Raw genomic sequence first — 16,914 nt, 5'->3', positions numbered from 1 at the left:
GGGGAAGCGGTTCGGTGTCCACGTGGCCGAGGTCCGGGCGAGGCGCCAGGGGACTCAGGTGGAAGACGAGGAAGGCTGTCTCGCCGCCCTCGTTGACGATCCGGTGCCGCATGCCGATCGGGATGAGTAGTCCGTGCTCTGCCGGCAACGTGGTGTGCTCGCCGTCGAGTCGCGCGGTGACACTTCCGGATACGCAGTACAGGAACTCCTCGGAGTACGGATGCCAGTGCTCGGTGACGATCTCGCCGGGCGCCAGCGTGAGAGTGCCGAGGAAGCCGGACTTCGCGCCCACTGTCGCCGGGGACAGCAGGGTGCGGATGTCACCGCCACGGCGACGGTTGGCCGGGACATCGTGGATGGACACCACGGTCGGCCTGGTGGCCTGGTCAGGGGCGGTCACGGTCACTGCGTCTCCTCGGATCCAAGGGGCTTTGCGGCGCGGGCTGCTCGTTCGACCTTGTCGCGGATGACACCCATCTCCCGCCGACTGTTGTTGTTGATGTTGTTGGTCATCCACTCGTCGTCGACGGGTGCCTCCGGGCGCATGCGGAAGTCCTGAACCCAGCGCATCCTGGTGCCGGCGCCTTCCGGTTCGTATGTCCATTCGATGTTCATGAACTCGAACGGTCCTGTTTCGACGCGGTGCGCCTGGACACGGTGCTTGTCCGGGTCCAGGGTCCGTTCCGAAACCCAGCTCCAGACCCTCCCGTCCGCATCCGGGTGCATCGTTAGGCGGAACCTGAAAGTCTGGTCGCGGTGTTCAAGAATTTCTACCGAGGCGTACTCGGTGAAAAGATTCGGCCAGCTTTCGAGATCATTTGTCATCGTCCAGACGAGATCGATGTCGGCATCGATCAAGATCGAGTTGTCGGTGTGGGCTGCCATCATTCTCCGTTTGGTCGGCGATATACCTACTGATTCAGGTCATCATTTCTGATGATTTACCTGGTTCGTCGAGGGTTCGGCGGCGCCCGCCCCGGGTAGGTGGGCCACCGCGGTTCCGGCGGCTATCGAGAAGCTGGTGCGCAGTGCGTGCAGCCGCTTGCGGGACTCCCGGTGTTCAGTGCTGCTCTCGAACTCGCGGAACGCGTCCTCGTCGATCCAGTCGCCGACGATGTAGTAGGTGCCCGGCTCGCTTGCGGAACGAATCAATGATGCGCCGAGATTCGCCGGGCGGGCGGCGGCAATGGGGGCGACCTCCAGCCAGGTCTCCTCGAACTCGCGCTCCCGACCCGGTAGGATCTGTTGCGTAAGCATGACCCGGAAAGGGTTGGATCGGCCCATCAGCTTCCTCCACTCGTGTGTTCATCCTGCGACCGGGCCACAGCGCTGGACCATGGCTCGATTGACACCTCTGAACGCGGGTGCCGTACCGGCTGCCCGTCTTTCGATGCGGCGAAGATCTCCGCTTAGGCGACAACCTGCTCGGCGGTGACCTTGATTGCGGTGAGGATCTGGTCGAGGGTGTAGTCGGCGGGCGGTTCCGCGGGCAGCTCGACGCCGAATGTGTCGAAGACGACGGTCTGCAGGTGCAGGTAGGCCAATGAGTCCATGCCGACCTCGGCGAACGTGACGTCAAGGTGGGCCGGCCGGTCGTCGGCGGCGAGCACGGTCTGTTCGATGAGAAAGTCGAGCAGCCGGTCGGCGTTCCATGTGTGTGTCATGACACTCTCCTTTGCGACGGCGGTCACGCTGTGATGCTGGTCACGCTGACCAGGGCGTGGGGCCGGACGGCGCTGTCGGCGGGTCCGCGGGCGTTTCGGGCACGCGGAGATGAACACTGATCGGGCACCCGTCGGTTCACCGGACCTCGAGCTCCGGGGCTCGAGCGGTGGCGCGAAGTAAGAGTCACACCCACGTCGTCGTAGGTCGAGCGGCTCGACGCCCGGTCGATCTGTCGGTCAGTCGGCGGCCCATGCGTAGAAGTTCCGAGCCATTGCGTCCCGCGGGCTGCTCCAGGTTTCCGGGTCGTACGCGGTGATGTGCTTCTCCAGCTTTGTGTTAACGTCGACGAACAGCGGGTGCTCGCGAATGGCGGGCAGCGCGGGGGCGACGTCGTCAGCCGCTTCTATCAGGTGGAAATACAGCCCGTGAAAACTGAACAGATTTCGTCGGACAACACCCAGCATGTGGGGCAGCTGCCCATCGTCGGACTCGCGGAAGATATCGGCGACGGCGGCCTCGTCGCCAGCGTCCATGCGGGCGACGATAAGAGTCCGGTGTGTCATCGGGCGGGCCCGGAAGCAGTTGGGCAAACCTGACCGTAGAACCTTGACACTCGTGCTCCCTGACTATATCTGGAAGAGCTCGGGCAGGCGCGTGCAACATCGGTGTCGCATCGGCGCCGGCATGTGTTGACGATATGACAGGACCGTCGGCGCGGGCCTGTCCCAGGATTTGATCAGCGATCTAGCGCTGACCTCGTCTCTGTCCCTACGGAAGCATGCTGTATTGGGCCGCTCGTGTCTCGAAATTGATCTGGCAGGAACATGTAGTGGCAACTTAATGCCAAGATGGAACATCTAAACATCCAATTCTGCTATAACCATCCCCGCTCCGCCGCGAGGATGCCGGCCTGGAAGCGGCTGCGCGCGTCCATCCGGCGCATGAGATCGGCGATCATCCGTCGCACGGTGCGGACTGACACGCCGAGGTGACGGGCCGCGGCCTCGTCCTTGGCACCGAGGCTCAGGAGCCGCAGAAGCACGCGTTCGGAGTCTGTCGGCTCCCTGCCCTCGGGGTCGAAACTCCCATAGTCGTGATCGTCTATGGCACGATGGACTGGACCGTCGCCAGACGCGGACGTGTTGGGTCCCTCGAGCGCATCGGGTCCCTCGAGCGCGTCGCCGCCAAACCCGACAGGCTCGGCGAGCCCCCACATCTGATCGAACAACATGACGACCAGATTGGTCAGCGCCGGCTCGCGGAGCAGCAGCGCAGCGCTCTTGTTCGGACCTGGCATCAGCAGGACAAGTCCGAGTTGGCGGTCGACGGTGGTGAGGTCCACCGGAGCGGTGTCGACCACCCGTAGATCCAGGCCGTGCGCTGCAGCGGTGCGCAGGTACGCGGCGGTTGCGTCATCCGACCGCGCCGGACGGGAACAGATACTGCGCATGGTGACCCCGCGTTCCAGCGCCCGTAGGAGCGCCCGGGTACCCTCCGGGGTCGCGGCCGGCTGCAGCCCAGGCTGGGTGTGCACCGCGAGTACCTCCCGTTCCGCACTGGTCACCAGTTCCATGAATTTGATCTTTACCGCGTCGGCGCTGTCCAGGTGTTCCACCTCGCTACCGGAGTCGCCGGGCTGGCGACCCTGGAGGTAGTCGGCGACCAGGGTGCTCACCTGCAGGCGCGCGCGGACGAGCTGCTCCTGCCGGCGGATGAGCTGGTCGTGCTGCTGGCGGATCAGTTGTTCCAGGGGGACCTCGGGGTGCACGGCGACGAGGCGGCCCGGATGATCACGGGACATGACCAACAGCGAGAGCTCGACCAGCCTGTCGCGGGCCCGGGCGATGATGCTTGCGGGGAGCCCGAGGGCCAGGCCCACGTCCTCGGTGGTCAGGTCCTCGTGCCGTAGCCACAACCGGTAGGAGGCGAGGGCGACGTCGTCGAGGCCGAGAAGATCAAGCACCTTCCTCTCCCGCTCCCGCTAGTCGACGTGGGCGCTGGCCTCGGACAGCAGACCCCGGTGTCGGGTCTCGGCTGCCACGACATCCAGAGCGTGGCGGACCAGTGCGACCAGGGCCTGGCGCACGGATTCCCGCCGACGGGCGTCGCAGAACACGATGGGCCTCCGAGCGTCGATGTCAAGAGCGTTGCGTACGTCGTCGAGTGTGTATTCCTTCGACCCGTCGAACTGGTTGACCGCCACCAGGAACGGAATATCGCGCTCCTCGAAGTAGTCGACCGCCGGGAACGAGTCCGAGAGCCGGCGGGTGTCCACGAGCACGATCGCGCCGATGGCACCGAGGACCAGCTCGTCCCACATGAACCAGAAACGGTCCTGGCCGGGAGTGCCGAACAGGTAGAGGATCACACTGTCAAGCAGGGTGATCCGACCGAAGTCCATGGCAACCGTGGTTGTGGTCTTGGAGCTGACCTGCGATGTGTCGTCGATTCCGACGCTCGCCGAGGTCAGGGCCGCTTCGGTCGTGAGCGGGGGGATCTCGCTGACCGTACCGACAAACGTCGTCTTTCCGGCGCCGAATCCACCGGCAATTATTATCTTGACGGCATTGGGCGCGGGGCCGGTGGTATCTGTTCTAGAGGGTCTGAAGTCCATCGAGCACCTTCTCCATCAGCGCTACGTCGGGACGCTCGGTCGGTCGGGCCGGGCGGGTGACGTGTACGAAACCAGCGTCGATCATGTCGCCGACGAGGACGCGTGCCACGCCGATCGGAAGATTGAGCTGGGCGGAGATCTCCGCGATCGACTGGATGCTCCGGCAGAGCATCAGGATGTCCTGCTGCTCTGGATCGAGGCTCCGGACCATTGCCCGTCCGTGCGCCGTCGTCGACACCAGAGCTACCAGCTCCAGCGCACGATTGGCCGCCGGCCGCGTTCGGCCGCCGGTGACGGCGTAGGGGCGGACGACCGGACCTGCATCCTCGTCATACCACTCCTCGTCCACCGGTCCTCCTGATCAGGGCGTGGGTTCGGTTCCCGCGGGGTTTCCGGCGACGCGACAGAGCCGTCATCGCGTCGCCTTCAGCCGACCGGGGTGGCGCTCAGCGCGGCAATGCCGCCTGCATTTCGGCGCGTAGCTCGGGGCTCAGGAACTCACCGACACGGATGACCAGAAGGGCCATTTCGTACGCGATCAGACCGATATCCGATCCGGGCGTGCTCAGAATGGCCAGACACGACCCGTCGCCGACAGCGGTGACGAACAGGAATCCCTGTTCCATCTCGACGATCGTCTGGCGGACGTTGCCGCCGCGGAAGAATCGCCCGGCGCCCCGGGCGAGGCTGTTGAATCCCGACGCGACCGCCGCGAGCTGGTCGGCGGTCGTGCGGTCCATACCGTTCGACGTCGCCAACAGGAGACCGTCCGCTGACAGCACGATTGCGTAGGTCACCTCCGGTACTTTTCGGGTCAGGTTGTTCAACAGCCAGCTCATGTTTTCGGCCGGGCCGATATGGCGCATCACATCACCTTCCTGGCGTCGTCGCCGTTCGGATTGGGTCCGGCCTGCAGGCCTCGACCGAAGTTGGCCTGGAAGGACGACATCATGTTCCGGATTTCCTCTGGTGATCGCGGCCCGGCAAGGACCGGCGGTGTCGTGGCGTCGGTCACGGGCGCTCCCCGCAGCTCGGGCGCCAGGCTTGCTCGTCGCTTCCGCTTCGGCAGACCCGTGTCGGTTCTCGCCGTCTCGGCGGGCGGCAATGCCGATGCCGGCGTGGATGACGGTCCCGGTGAGAACGACGATGGTTGGGAGAACGACGGTTGGGAGAACGATGGCGCCGGTGGGAACGACGGGGAGTCGGGGGCGTGAACCCGATCGGACACGCCGCTGTCGCTGAACCCGCCGGTGGCCCACTGGGTCGAGGTGTCGACCGGCTCGTCCCAGGGGCCGGCTGGCTCGGCCCGGTGGGCACCGGTGTCCGGCGGTTGACCCCACTGATCCGACGAGTCGGGCAACTGGATCGACGGGCCCGGGAGTTCCGCCCAGTCATCGGGCTCCGCCGACGGGCTGAGCCGCGGCCGCGGGCGGGAGGGTTCGCCGTGGTTGCCGTTGCTGAAGCCGCCGGTCGCCTCCCGCTCGGAGACGAACCAGCTTGAGCGGATCGTGGCGAACACAGGCAGATCGTCCATGAGCGGCCGGTCATCGCCGCTTCCGTTACTCGATGCCGCCACCGGCGCGCCCACGGACATCAGATCACCGAACTCATCGGGTTCGGCGGAGCCGTCGAAGGAGCTCGCGAACGAGCCGGCGGGGACCGGTCCAGCGGCCTCTTCGTGCGTCGCCGGGTTCGACTCGATGGTGGTTCCGTCAGCGGCCCGCAGCAGCGCTGTGGGCAGTAGAACGATGCCGAGGGTCCCGCCGTACGGTGACGGCCGCAGCTGGACCTGGATGCTGTGCCGCTGGGCCAGGCGGCCGACGACGAACAGGCCGAGTCGCTCACTGGTTTGCAGATCGAAGGGGGGTGGGTTGCTCAGCCGTTCGTTGACCGCGCTGTATTCCTCGTCGGTCATGCCGAGACCGCGGTCTTCGACCTCGACCACACAGCCGTTGGAGACCTCGTGTCCGGAGACGTGGACGGGCGTGTGCGGTGGCGAGAAGGAGGTGGCGTTCTCGATCAGCTCGGCGAGCATGTGGATCACGTCACCGACCGCGTGGCCACCGACGGCGGAACCGGAGATCGGCAGCACCTTGACGCGGGTGTAGTCCTCCACCTCAGCGACCGCACCGCGGACGACGTCCTTGAGCGGGACCGGCCGGCGCCAGCCACGGGCTGGTTTCGATCCGGACAGCACGATGAGGTCTTCGGCGTGACGCCGCATGCGCGTCGCGAGGTGGTCGAGCCGGAACAGCTCAGCCAGCTCGTCGGGGTCGGTCTCCTTGCGCTCCAGCCCGTCGATGACTTTGAGTTGGCGGTGGATGAGTGCCTGGCTGCGGCGGGCCAGGTTGAGGAACGTGTCGCCGATGCTCTTGCGCATCGCCGCCTGTTCGACAGCCGTCCGCACAGCCACCCGGTGGACGGTCGTGAAGGCGTCCGCCACCTGGCCGATCTCGTCCTTGGTGCGGATGGCCAAGGGGAAGGCCTCGGCCTCGATGTTCACCGCTTCGCCTTTGTGCAGCCGTTCCACGACATCTGGAAGGCTCTTGTTCGCCACCTCCAGAGCCGCCCCCCGCAGGCGCCGCAGCTGGCGGATCATCGGGCTCGCCACGAGCAGCGAGATGCCGATCGACACGGCGAGAACCAGCGCCACCGCTAGTCCACCGAGCCAGGCGCCCCGGGTCGCGGTCGAGGCGATCGCGTTGCTCTGGTTCGTCAGGTCGGTCGAGAGCTGGTTTTCCACCGTGCTCATCCGGGCGAGCTTGTCCTCGGTGGCCTTGACCCACTGCAGGGGGTCGACGGTGATCTGCTGGTCCAGCTGGGTCGCGAAGACGACGCCGTCGCGCATCTGCGACACGCTGTTCGCGGTCGAACCGATCGTTTTGTCGTAGAAGTCCTGCTGCTGTTGGGAGGCGGTGGTGCGGAACTGGGCGATCCAGGCATCCTCGGCGCCGGCGTTGGACTGGATCAGTTTGATGACCGCGACGCTGCTCTGGTGGAAGATGATGATCGAGACGTTGCCGCGTTGCTGGGCGGCTGCTTCCTTCGCCCGTGTCATGCTGGTGAGGCTCGCCGCGTGGCTGACCAGCTCGGCATTGTCGGTGCCGAGTCCGACCTGGGCGATGAGGCCCAGCAGGTCTGTGATGATCTTGTTGTAGAAGGTCGCGTTCTTCGTGCGGTCGACCTGTTTCTGGTCGACCGCCTGCCGGTGATCGGGAAGCGTGCCCAGTTCGCGCTGGATGCTGCCCAGGACGGCTTGCAGGTCCTTGGTCGCGCTCGCGGGGAGCCCGGCCGCCTCAGTTTGGTATGTCCCGAGTGCCGTGTCGGTCGGGCCACGTCTGGCCAGCGTGTCCTCGGCACCGCTCCGGAATCCACTACCTACGAAGGTCGAGGTTGCATAGCGTTCTTCCTGGAGTGCGTCGATAAGATCGTTAACTTTGACGGAGAAATCCGCGAGGGTCCGGATCCGATCGCTTGCGCTGACACTCGCGAGGTTGGTGCGCACCTGGATGGCGCTGAAAATCGTCAGCGCCACCAGCGGAAGGATGAGAATGGCGACCAACTTGGAGCGGATTGGCCAGTTCTGGAGCATCCGGTCCTCTCGTCCGACGCCGTGCCTTGGCGCCTCGTTGGGGCGAGCGTTCGTGTGTGGCCTTCGTGTCCCGGCCGTGCCACGGCGTGGGGCGAAAACCGTAACCCACTGGTCTCCCCCCGTGGGCGAGACGACTCTACCCGGGGGATTAGTCCGGGTTGGGCGGGGGTACACCCAACAGGTTCGGGTGCCTGCAGGCTGAGGTCCCGGCATGGTCGCCGCCCGATCATCGGCGCCAAAAGGCGTTCCCATGATGAATTGTTGGGTATCCCTCTGTTTCACCAATGATGCTACTCGTCTGTTTGTGCGGTTCTGTCTTCTGCATGAGACAGGTCGGGCGTCCGTGGTGGCATCAGCAACGGATGCACATCTGGCGAGCTCGGTCTGGATGCCGGTGGGTGGCCGGCGGGTGCCCGCTACGCGCCTGCGGGGATCACGATCGGGCCACGGAACTCATCGCGGGGAGAATTGGTGCCAGTGAGCCAGTATCGAAAATGGCGGGATCCGAGCACGCCGATCGGTCGAAGGCCGCGTGATCATAGTCCGGTGCGCCTGTTTCCGGGAGGTTTCAAGCGGCCCCGAAATGGTCTGGCATGTGTCCCGTTCTTGTCCCCGTGTGCCCGGGAGGACGAGCAACGCGGGGAAGGCGGGTCGCGATGCAGATTCACAGCGTTCGTGGTCGATCACATGACGATCGGTAATTGGCTATCTAATGCAACGCATTCATTGGTATTCTAAAATTTTTGATGGCGGGAAGGTATCCGTTTGTCGCCTGCCAGATAGCTTTTCTGTCGAGCTGATCGGGGCGCTCCCGTTCGGCGGCGGCGGCCGACCGCGCCCGGGTCGTCAACGGGAGCCGGCGCGGGCCACCACATGGGCGCCGGTGGGTAGCGCCCTGACCCCACCCGCCGACCGGATCAGCGGATACACGGCGAAGTGGTAGGTGAGCCCGGGCTCAGGTGCGCCCAGGTGCCAGCCACCTCTGATCTCCAGACTCGCGTTGGTGACCTTTGCGCTCTGGGCGGCTGGATCGTCCGGCCCGGTCGGCATCGTGTCATGGCGCCACAGCACGCGGGCTTCGGTGATCCCAGGTGGCATCTGGAACGTCAGGACGATCTTGTTGCCACGGTCGACGGCCTGCAACCCATGGATGCCTTCGACGGGTAGGTGGTGGGTCGAACGGCCAAGCACCGCCCGGTTCCCGGCGATGCTGACCGGGGTGTACACGACCGGCCTGCCGGCGGCGGTCACGGTGAGACGTCCGCGCCGGCTCGAGCCGACCAGGTGTTCACGCCCGTCCAACGAGTCCGCGGGCAGCTCCTGGTCGACCGGGCCGAACGGGCCCGTCGCGAGGAACGGATCAGTCGCGCAGAGGTCACCGTCGGGCGGCTGGTTCAGCGGGTGCCCGGATAAGTCCGCGGACGCCTCGGTGGCGTAGATCCGCACCAGGGCGCCGGGGACAGTCGTCCACCGCAGGGTTGTCATCGCGCCATCACTGTTCGCTTCAAGGTCCAGCACCGGACGCGGTCTGGCGATCACCTTCAGGACCACGTCCACGCCCGCGGTGTGGGCCAGCGCCCCGAGCGGGTCCGGGTAGGACACCCGGACCCGATAGCGGTAGGTGGCCCCGGTCTGCACGTCACGGTCGACATGGCCGCCACCGGCGGCGCGAACCCGACGGGTGGCGCCGTGAAACGACGACGACTCGTCAAAGGCCCGTTCGACCAGCACATCGTCGTATCCCGCTGTGAAGGTCCAGGACAGGGCGACGCCGTCGCCGTCCATCCGGGCACGCAGCTCGGTGACCTCCGGAGCAATCATCAGTGGCGGGGTGCGGGCCGGCGCAGAGCGTCGGCCCGCGGCTGCCGACATCACCTCGTGCCAGAGTGTCACGCCGCGTGGGACGCCCGCGTCGGACAGCTCGGTCGAGCCGGTCGTGCCGAGGCTGCGTTCGAACCGCCCGCCAGGAGCGGCCGGGTCCGCCACCACCCGCAGGACGCGGAAGGACACCGGGCCGGACGATTCCGGCGGGCTCCATCGCAGGACCACTGCGCCGTCTTCCTGCGTGGCGGTCAGGTTGGACGGCGGCGCGAGTACATCGCGTTCATCGGCCGGCCGGTCGACGGGTCGGTCGGCCGGATCAGCGGGGATGGCCCGGAAATCTCGGGCGGTCGCCGGGAGCCCGGGTGCCGCGTTCCCTGGTGCCCTGTCGAAGGCGTAGTGCGGGCCGATGTCGTCCCGGCTGATGATCCGTGGGTGTCCACTCGGACGCGCCGGGTCACTGGCTGGGGGCGGCGCGTCGACCGGTGGCCGTGCCGTCGCGATGTCGATCAGGAGTCCGCGGGTCTGGCGGGACGTCAGCCGGGTACGCGGATCCTTGTCCAGCAGACCGGCGAGGACGTCGGCCAGCGGGCCCGCCCGGTCGGTCGGCGACGGGGGCTGGAACAGGATCGCCGCCACCATCGCGGCAAAGGTCTCCCGGTAGAACGGTGGCTTCCCCTCCACGGCGAAGTAGAGGGTCGCGCCGAGGCCGAACAGGTCCGCCTCGGGTGTCGCCAGATCGCCGTTCAACCGCTCTGGCGACATGTACGACGGTGTTCCGAGCACTCCGGTGACGGTGAGCGCGGAGTCGCTGTCACGGGTCGCGATGCCGAAGTCGGTCAGGACCACTCGGCCGCCCGTTCCGATCAGCACGTTCGAGGGCTTCACATCGCGGTGCAGAATCCCGAACGCATGCGCGGCGGACAGGGCGTCGCCGATCCCGATGCCGATGCGGGCCACCTCGGCGACGGGGAGCGGGCCGTGATCGCGAACCAGCTGGAACAGCGACTGCGACGGCACCAGCTCCATGACGATCCACGGCAGACCATCCTCGACAACCACGTCGAGGATGGTCACCACGTGTGGATGGCCCCGCAGCCGCGCGGCATGCCGGGCCTCTCGCAAGGCCCTTTCAACCCGGTCGGCCCGCTCGAACGGATCAAGATCACCGCCGAGGTCGACCTCCTTGAGGGCCGCCTCGGTCAGCAGCACCTCGTCAAAGGCGCGCCAGACCGTGCCCATTCCGCCGGTGCCGAGCCGTTCGATGAGCCGGTACCGGCTGGCCACGATGCGGCTGGCCTCTGGCGCAACAGCCACGGCGCCCCCTCCGCGATCTTTTCTACGCCGAGTTGTCCAAGTGCAGCATGCCACCTGGATTGCCCGGTGGCGTCGGCTGCGTCGTTCGGTTCTCGGCATCGTCGGCATCGTCGGTCGCGGCGTGGCGGTGGGCACCCGGACTGTGCGGTCGGTCGGGCCGCACAGCGGCGGATGACCGGGCCGCGGCAAAGGTCATCATGACCGGCAGGCAGGCCAGGACCAGCCATACAAGCCAGCCGCCCGATGGCGACCACGCCGAGCCCGATACGAACCACAGCGGTCCGTCCACGCCGACCGCGTACCGACGGCTGTTGGCGACCCATGCGACAAACTGGCTGACCGCGGTCATGGCGATGACGCCGGTAGCCACCGTGGCCGCATGCCCGCTCAGGCGCGCGGGCAGTCGGTCGGCGAGCACCTCCACCGACAGCAGGGGCAGCATCACCAGCGCGGGTAGAACGTACCGGCCCTGCATGCCGAAGCCGTTCTGGATGAACACGGCCGCGGCGAGCAGTTCGTAGCCGGCCACGACCACCGTGAGACTGCCCGCAAGCAGCGCGCGATCGCGCCGACCGCCGAGCGCGAACGCGGCGAGGAAGAGCCCTGCTGCCAGTAGCCCCCACAGCCAGTACACGGCGCCCGGGATGGGGATCGACTGCCAGCCGAAAACCCCGACGGCCTGGCGCGCGGACTGTGGGGCGAGGCCGATCGCGACCGCGAGACCGTGGCCGAGACGGCCCCACAGAACCGGGGTCCGCAGCGACAGAGCCTGCGTCCAGAGCACCGTTGCGGCGATCCCCGCCCCGACGACCGTCACCGCCGCGGCCGCGGGTCGGCCAGCCCCGCGTACTCGCATCAGCACCGCGGGTCCGCCGAGACGGCCGATCCCGATCGTGATCGCGAAAGCCACCCACAGCGGAGCAAGCGGACGGCTCAGCGCGGTGGTGGCCAGGACGGCGCCGGCGACCAACCAGGTTCGGGCCGTGGGCTGTTGGGCACGGGACAGGCGCAGCACCGCCGCGATGGACGCGATCGCCCCGGTGACCTCTGCGCCGCTGGTACCCGCCTGCGAACTGAGGAAGAGCACCATCGGGGTGACCGCGACCGCGAAGCCGGCCAGCAGCAGGGGCCGTTGACTGCGTATCCGGTCCGGCGGTTGCCCGCCCAGCAGAAGCCACAGGCCGGCGCCGAGCAACCCCGCCGAGACGAAGGCGGACCCCAGGCGCGCCAGGACGTAGCCGGACTGAACCGACCAGGCGGCCCGGGTGAGTACTCCCGCGGGTATGTACAGCCAGGGTGGATACGCTCCGACAATGCTGTTGACCCGACCGTTTGGAACGACCGCCGGCCGGCGCAGGCAGGTCGCCGACGCATCCAGGTGCAACGCGGTACACGGAGGATTCGTCGTGACGCGGAGGTCGGTTGGCAGCAGGAAGCTTCGGTAGGCGTTACGGACCTGACGGAGCGAATCCTCGTTGAATGCTCGCAGCGCCTGTATTTCCGCGAACGGGACGGTGGCACCGACTATGTCTCCGTGTCCCGCCGCCACGACCTTCGCGTAATGGCTCGGCTCATCCGGAGCGGTTCCCGGCGGATTTGTCAGTGCCCACAGCAGGATCCATCCGAACAGTGCGCTGAGGAGGAGCTCCGGCGCGCGGTTCCTCCGGGCGCCGGGCAACCGCGTTCTTCTCATCCGTACGTACCGCCACCTGGGAAATTTTTCGTCGACAACATGAAGAAATCCACGCGCCGTGACGTCCGGGCGCTCCGGCGCGCGGGGTAACAATAGCCTGCTCTTATTGTTTGACGGGCTGTGGCCGCCAGCTGGTCGCCAGGAGCGCGGCGGCCCCCGCGAGACCGACACCGGTGGAGATCGTGAAGCCGGCCCAGCCGGCTCCGCCCAGGCCGATCGCGTGGTCGAGCGAGGCTTTGCCCGGGCCTGCGGTGGCGATCCCGATCGCGATCACGGCGATCATCAGGACGTACTCGTAGCCCTCGCGGAACACGAAGAAGCCGTTCCGCCGGTGTGCAACCACTCCCGCGACCGCCATGAGGCCGACGGCGGCTGACGCGGCCAGCGGCGTGAGGAAGCCGGCGGCGAGGCCGATGCCCGCCGCGAACTCGAACAGCACCGACATCCAGGCCTGCACGAGCGGCGGGCGCAGGCCCATGGACCCATACCAGCCGGCTGCGCCCGCTATCCGGCCACCGCCGAACAGATGGTTCCATCCGTGGGCGACCAGGGTGAGACCCACGCAGAGGCGAATCAGAAGGATGGCTGTATCGATATGGGTCATTTCATACTCCTGGGGAAGAACTGGCGGGTCGGTGCTGCCCGCGGCGGCGGAGGTAGGAGGGCGGCTGGAGCAGGGCAGTGGGTGCGGATGAGGAGACTATGGTGTGTACACCGCACTTCGCCATGTTTGTCTACCCGGGGCCCGCGCCGGGCGGCGGTGGTACGGGCTGCCGTGGGGCCCGGGGCAGCCCACGGGTCACACCGGCTGCTACCCCACGGCGCCGGCGCGACGGCTATGCCCAAGATGCTTCGGTGATGGCTGAATGAACTATACGATGGGTTGATGAACAGACGACCCGCCGACATCGACGCGACTGGTCACGTCCGGGTGCCCAAGACCGCTGAGCTGGTGGCGGCCGCCCTGCGTCGGCAGATTATCCGCGGTGATCTTCGAGAAGGTGACGGCCTCCCCAACGAGGCGTCCCTGATGGCGCGGTTCGATGTTTCGCGGCCGACGCTGCGCGAGGCGTTCCGGGTGTTGGAGTCCGAGGGTCTGATCGGCGTGCGCCGCGGTGCGCACGGCGGGGCGCGGGTGCATGTTCCAAATGGCGATGTGGCGGCGCATTTTGTGGGACTGGTCCTCCAACACGACAATGTGACTGTTGCCGACGTGCTGGAAGCCCGTTCGGTGATTGAACCACCGGCGGCCCGGCTGCTGGCGGCGCGGCGGCGCCGGCGGGATATCGAGGCGCTTACGGCGCATCTCGATTCCGACGAGCAGCGCCTGGCCGGTCCGGAGAGTCTGATTCCGGCGCACACCGACTTCCACGAGACAATGGTGGAGCTGGCCGGTAACCATACCCTGGCGGTGCTGACGAGAATGTTGCGTCATCTGGTCACCGGCGTGACGATGGCGCATCGGGCCACGCTGCCGTCCGGTAGCGGGGCGGAGTTCCATGAGGACGATCTCGCCCTGCGTGCGCATCGGCGGCTGGTCGATCTCATTGCGGCCGGTGACGCCACCGGGGCGGAGGTTTTCTGGCGACGCCATCTGGTGGAGACCAACCAGGTCGTCCTGGAGCATTTCGATGAGGCCAGCGTCCTTGACGTGCTCGGTTGAGGCCGGCACCGATTGTCGCGCCGGTGGAAGATAGGGTTTCCCCGAAAATCCAGCGTTCCCGTGGGGGATCCGTCCTCAGGTGGCCGCCTACCCGGCCGGTGGCGGCGTAGGTGCATCCACCGCGCGCAGCAGCGGCGCGAGACGGGTGCACACGACGTTGACGTGCTGGGCTACGAGCTCCTCGGGCATCCCGCCGAGGGAGGCCCACAGGTACACGGTGTCAACCGGCGCGTCGCCGACGAAGGCCCGGATGCTGCTTGCGACATCCTCGGGCGTGCCGTAGTGGAAGTAGTCGAGCGGGCTCTTGGATGCTTCGCGAGCCCGGATGCGGTCGGGATCGACTGGCCGTGGCGTCGGGGTGTCGGTTCCCTCCACCATGTGCCGGCGGTAGGAGTCGAGCTGGTAGCCGAGATGCCTGCTCACGACCGGCCAGTCGCGTTCCGGGTCGTCGCTGACCCAACCCTGGATGCCGCCGCCCATCCGGGCGATCTCGGGGGCGTGCCCGGCCTCCGCGAGCCCTTCCCGGTACGGCTCGGCGATCCCGCCGAAGGCCGACAGCAGGTTCTCACCGAGCAGACCGGCCCGCCGGGCGCCCTTGGGTCCCAGGTACCCGAGCCAGATGGGCAGCCGGTCCTGGACGGGACGCGGGGTCACCCGACCGTCGGCCCAGATCCGCCGCAGCTCGCGGACCCGCCCGTCGGTGGCGCTGTACCGCTTCGCCGGGTCGGCGCCGAACAGCTCGAACTCGGGTATCCGGTAGCCGGCGCCGAGGCCGAGGTCGAGGCGGCCGCCGCTGATGATGTCCACCACCGCCGCCTGCTCGGCGATCTCGACCGCCGCGTGCAGCGGTGCGATCATGATGCCGGTCCCGATGCGTACCCGGCGTGTGCAGGCCGCGATGGCTGCCGCGAAGGTGAGCGGTTGCGGGAGGTAGCCGTCATCGAACAGGTGGTGTTCGGTCACCCAGACCGAGTCCGCGCCCAGTCGTTCCGCCTCCTGGCACATCTCCAGGGTGAACCCGTACAGGCGGGTGGGGTCCTGGCGGCGGTCCGGTGGGTTGCGGAGGTCGAAGTAGAGGCCTACCTGCATGCTGGTCCCCTTCGTCCGGACGGCGGGCAGGTCGTGAAGGCCTGGTCGCCTCGCCTATGAATAAGGTAGACAATACAGCTGAGGCATCTTCATGTCCTTGGGTGCGTCCGGGTGCGGCGCGCCGCCTGTCGGCCAGCCGGGGAGGCTCTGTGAAGATCGATACGACGCTTCCAAAGGACATCGACGCCGTCCATCGCAACGCGCGGGAAGCCGAGGCCGCGGAGTACGACGGCCTGTGGGTGGGCGAGACACGACACGATCCGTTCCTGCTGTCGTTGCGGGCTGCTGACGCCACCCGGGATCTGACGGTCGGGACCTCCATCGCGATCGCCTTCGCCCGGACGCCGATGACGCTGGCGAACGTAGGTTTTGATCTTGCCCGCTACTCCCGGGGGCGGTTCGTCCTCGGGCTGGGTTCCCAGGTCAAGCCGCATATCGAGCGGCGCTTCTCGATGCCGTGGTCGCGGCCGGCAGCCCGGATGCGTGAGTTCGTGCTCGCCATGCGTGCCATCTGGGACACGTGGCAGAACGCAACACCGCTGTCGTTCGAGGGCGAGTTCTACACCCACACCCTCATGACGCCGTTCTTCTCTCCCGAGGCGCACGAGTGGGGCCCGCCGCCGGTGTACCTCGCGGCCGTCGGCGAGCTGATGACCGAGGTGGCCGCCGAAGTTGCTGACGGCATGTTCTTCCATGCGTTCTCGACGCCGCGCTACCTGCGTGAGGTCACCATTCCGGCCCTGGAGCGGGGCCGGGCGAAGATCGGCCGGACGCTGTCGGACTTCGTCCTGGCCGGCCCGGCGTTCGCGACGGTGGGCCGCAACGAGGCCGAGCTTGCCACCGCCATCGCCGGCACGAAGAAGCAGATCGCCTTCTACGCCTCCACGCCGGCCTACCGCGGGGTCCTGGAGCTGCACGGCTGGGGCGACCTGCAGACCGAGCTGACCCGCATGAGCAAGCAGAATCGCTGGTCGGAGATGGGCGACCTGATCGACGACGAGATCCTTCGGACGTTCTCCGTCGTCGGTTCACCCGCGGAGGTCGGTAAGGGCCTGCGGGAACGGTACGGCGACGTCGCCACGCGGATCACCTTCTATGCGACCTACGAGAGCGACCCGGCCATGTGGCCGGAGGTCTTCGACGCCGTCCGCAGCTGAGTGCTCGGCACCGCAGTGCTCGGCACCGCAGTGCTCATCGCCCAACCGTCGACAGTGACCGCAGGGTAACCGATCAGGGAGAGAAATGAGCATGCTGGACGGCAGGACGGCCATTGTGACCGGTGCGGGCCGCGGTCTCGGCCGGGCGCACGCGCTGCTGCTCGCGAGCCAGGGGGCCCGAATCGTGGTCAACGACCCGGGCGTGGCCTGGGACGGTGCCGGCAAGGACGAGGGGCGGCCCGCACAGCAGGTCGTGGATGAGATCGTCGCAGCGGGCGGCGAGGCGGTCGCGAACTTCGACAG

Annotated in this window: 16 protein-coding genes and 1 pseudogene; 3 read left to right on the top strand and 14 right to left on the bottom strand. The window is 67.3% G+C overall.

The window, feature by feature from the left end:
* The 13 genes from U9983_RS20290 to U9983_RS20230 form a co-directional block, all read right to left on the bottom strand.
* Nucleotides 1–406: cupin domain-containing protein (locus U9983_RS20290; RefSeq protein WP_322755553.1), on the bottom strand; the 406-nt coding region annotated here is incomplete at its 3' end.
* Nucleotides 403–885 carry an SRPBCC family protein gene (locus tag U9983_RS20285; RefSeq protein WP_322755552.1) on the bottom strand — a complete coding sequence of 161 codons (483 nt, stop codon included), beginning with the start codon at nucleotides 883–885 and terminating at the stop codon, nucleotides 403–405. The genes U9983_RS20290 and U9983_RS20285, both read right to left, overlap by 4 nt.
* A gap of 42 nt (nucleotides 886–927) precedes the next feature.
* Nucleotides 928–1,284, bottom strand: coding sequence for an antibiotic biosynthesis monooxygenase family protein (locus U9983_RS20280; protein ID WP_322755551.1), 357 nt, complete (start codon nucleotides 1,282–1,284; stop codon nucleotides 928–930).
* Nucleotides 1,285–1,409: 125 nt separating this feature from the next.
* The gene (locus U9983_RS20275) at nucleotides 1,410–1,664 is read right to left on the bottom strand and encodes an acyl carrier protein (RefSeq protein ID WP_322755550.1); all 255 of its coding nucleotides are present in this window, start codon (nucleotides 1,662–1,664) and stop codon (nucleotides 1,410–1,412) included.
* A 237-nt stretch (nucleotides 1,665–1,901) separates the two neighbouring features.
* Nucleotides 1,902–2,228 carry a TcmI family type II polyketide cyclase gene (locus U9983_RS20270; RefSeq protein WP_322755549.1) on the bottom strand — a complete coding sequence of 109 codons (327 nt, stop codon included), beginning with the start codon at nucleotides 2,226–2,228 and terminating at the stop codon, nucleotides 1,902–1,904.
* Nucleotides 2,229–2,539: 311 nt separating this feature from the next.
* Complete coding sequence (locus tag U9983_RS20265; protein WP_322755548.1) at nucleotides 2,540–3,628, bottom strand: LuxR C-terminal-related transcriptional regulator; 1,089 nt, start codon at nucleotides 3,626–3,628, stop codon at nucleotides 2,540–2,542.
* Between the two features lie 18 nt (nucleotides 3,629–3,646).
* Entirely contained in the window at nucleotides 3,647–4,279 is a 633-nt protein-coding gene (locus tag U9983_RS20260; RefSeq protein WP_322755547.1) for a GTP-binding protein, read from the bottom strand.
* Nucleotides 4,260–4,628, bottom strand: coding sequence for a DUF742 domain-containing protein (locus U9983_RS20255; protein ID WP_322755546.1), 369 nt, complete (start codon nucleotides 4,626–4,628; stop codon nucleotides 4,260–4,262). Before U9983_RS20255 ends, U9983_RS20260 begins: the two co-directional genes overlap by 20 nt.
* Before the next feature lie 97 nt (nucleotides 4,629–4,725).
* Nucleotides 4,726–5,145, bottom strand: a complete 420-nt coding sequence (locus U9983_RS20250; RefSeq protein WP_322747959.1) for a roadblock/LC7 domain-containing protein — start codon at nucleotides 5,143–5,145, stop codon at nucleotides 4,726–4,728.
* Nucleotides 5,145–7,871: a nitrate- and nitrite sensing domain-containing protein gene (locus tag U9983_RS20245; RefSeq protein WP_322755545.1), complete on the bottom strand. Its 2,727-nt coding sequence runs from the start codon at nucleotides 7,869–7,871 to the stop codon at nucleotides 5,145–5,147. Before U9983_RS20245 ends, U9983_RS20250 begins: the two co-directional genes overlap by 1 nt.
* Nucleotides 7,872–8,717: 846 nt before the next feature.
* Entirely contained in the window at nucleotides 8,718–11,009 is a 2,292-nt protein-coding gene (locus tag U9983_RS20240; RefSeq protein WP_322755544.1) for a serine/threonine-protein kinase, read from the bottom strand.
* Between the two features lie 22 nt (nucleotides 11,010–11,031).
* On the bottom strand, nucleotides 11,032–12,702 hold the full coding sequence (locus U9983_RS20235; RefSeq protein WP_322755543.1) for a DUF2142 domain-containing protein: 1,671 nt from the start codon (nucleotides 12,700–12,702) through the stop codon (nucleotides 11,032–11,034).
* Nucleotides 12,703–12,805: 103 nt separating this feature from the next.
* Nucleotides 12,806–13,306, bottom strand: coding sequence for a DoxX family protein (locus U9983_RS20230; RefSeq protein WP_322755542.1), 501 nt, complete (start codon nucleotides 13,304–13,306; stop codon nucleotides 12,806–12,808).
* 282 nt (nucleotides 13,307–13,588) lie between these two features.
* On the opposite strand from U9983_RS20230, the gene U9983_RS20225 reads away from it, so the two are divergent.
* Nucleotides 13,589–14,365: a FadR/GntR family transcriptional regulator gene (locus U9983_RS20225; RefSeq protein ID WP_322755541.1), complete on the top strand. Its 777-nt coding sequence runs from the start codon at nucleotides 13,589–13,591 to the stop codon at nucleotides 14,363–14,365.
* Nucleotides 14,366–14,452: 87 nt separating this feature from the next.
* Here the strand turns inward: U9983_RS20225 and U9983_RS20220 are convergent, their stop codons facing one another.
* Nucleotides 14,453–15,454, bottom strand: a complete 1,002-nt coding sequence (locus U9983_RS20220) for an LLM class flavin-dependent oxidoreductase (protein WP_322755540.1) — start codon at nucleotides 15,452–15,454, stop codon at nucleotides 14,453–14,455.
* Nucleotides 15,455–15,603: 149 nt separating this feature from the next.
* Here U9983_RS20220 and U9983_RS20215 point away from each other — a divergent pair, with 149 nt between their 5' ends.
* Nucleotides 15,604–16,611 (top strand): LLM class F420-dependent oxidoreductase, encoded by a 1,008-nt coding sequence (locus U9983_RS20215; RefSeq protein WP_322751262.1) that lies wholly within the window; start codon nucleotides 15,604–15,606, stop codon nucleotides 16,609–16,611.
* An 85-nt stretch (nucleotides 16,612–16,696) separates the two neighbouring features.
* Nucleotides 16,697–16,914, top strand: a pseudogene (locus tag U9983_RS20210) (short-chain dehydrogenase); the annotation flags it as partial.

This window comes from Protofrankia sp. Cas3 (assembly GCF_963555955.1).
In the GTDB taxonomy this organism is placed as follows: Bacteria; Actinomycetota; Actinomycetes; order Frankiales; family Frankiaceae; genus Protofrankia.
Note: the sequence above shows the minus strand (reverse complement) of the source record. Positions and strands in the feature narration are given on the sequence as shown.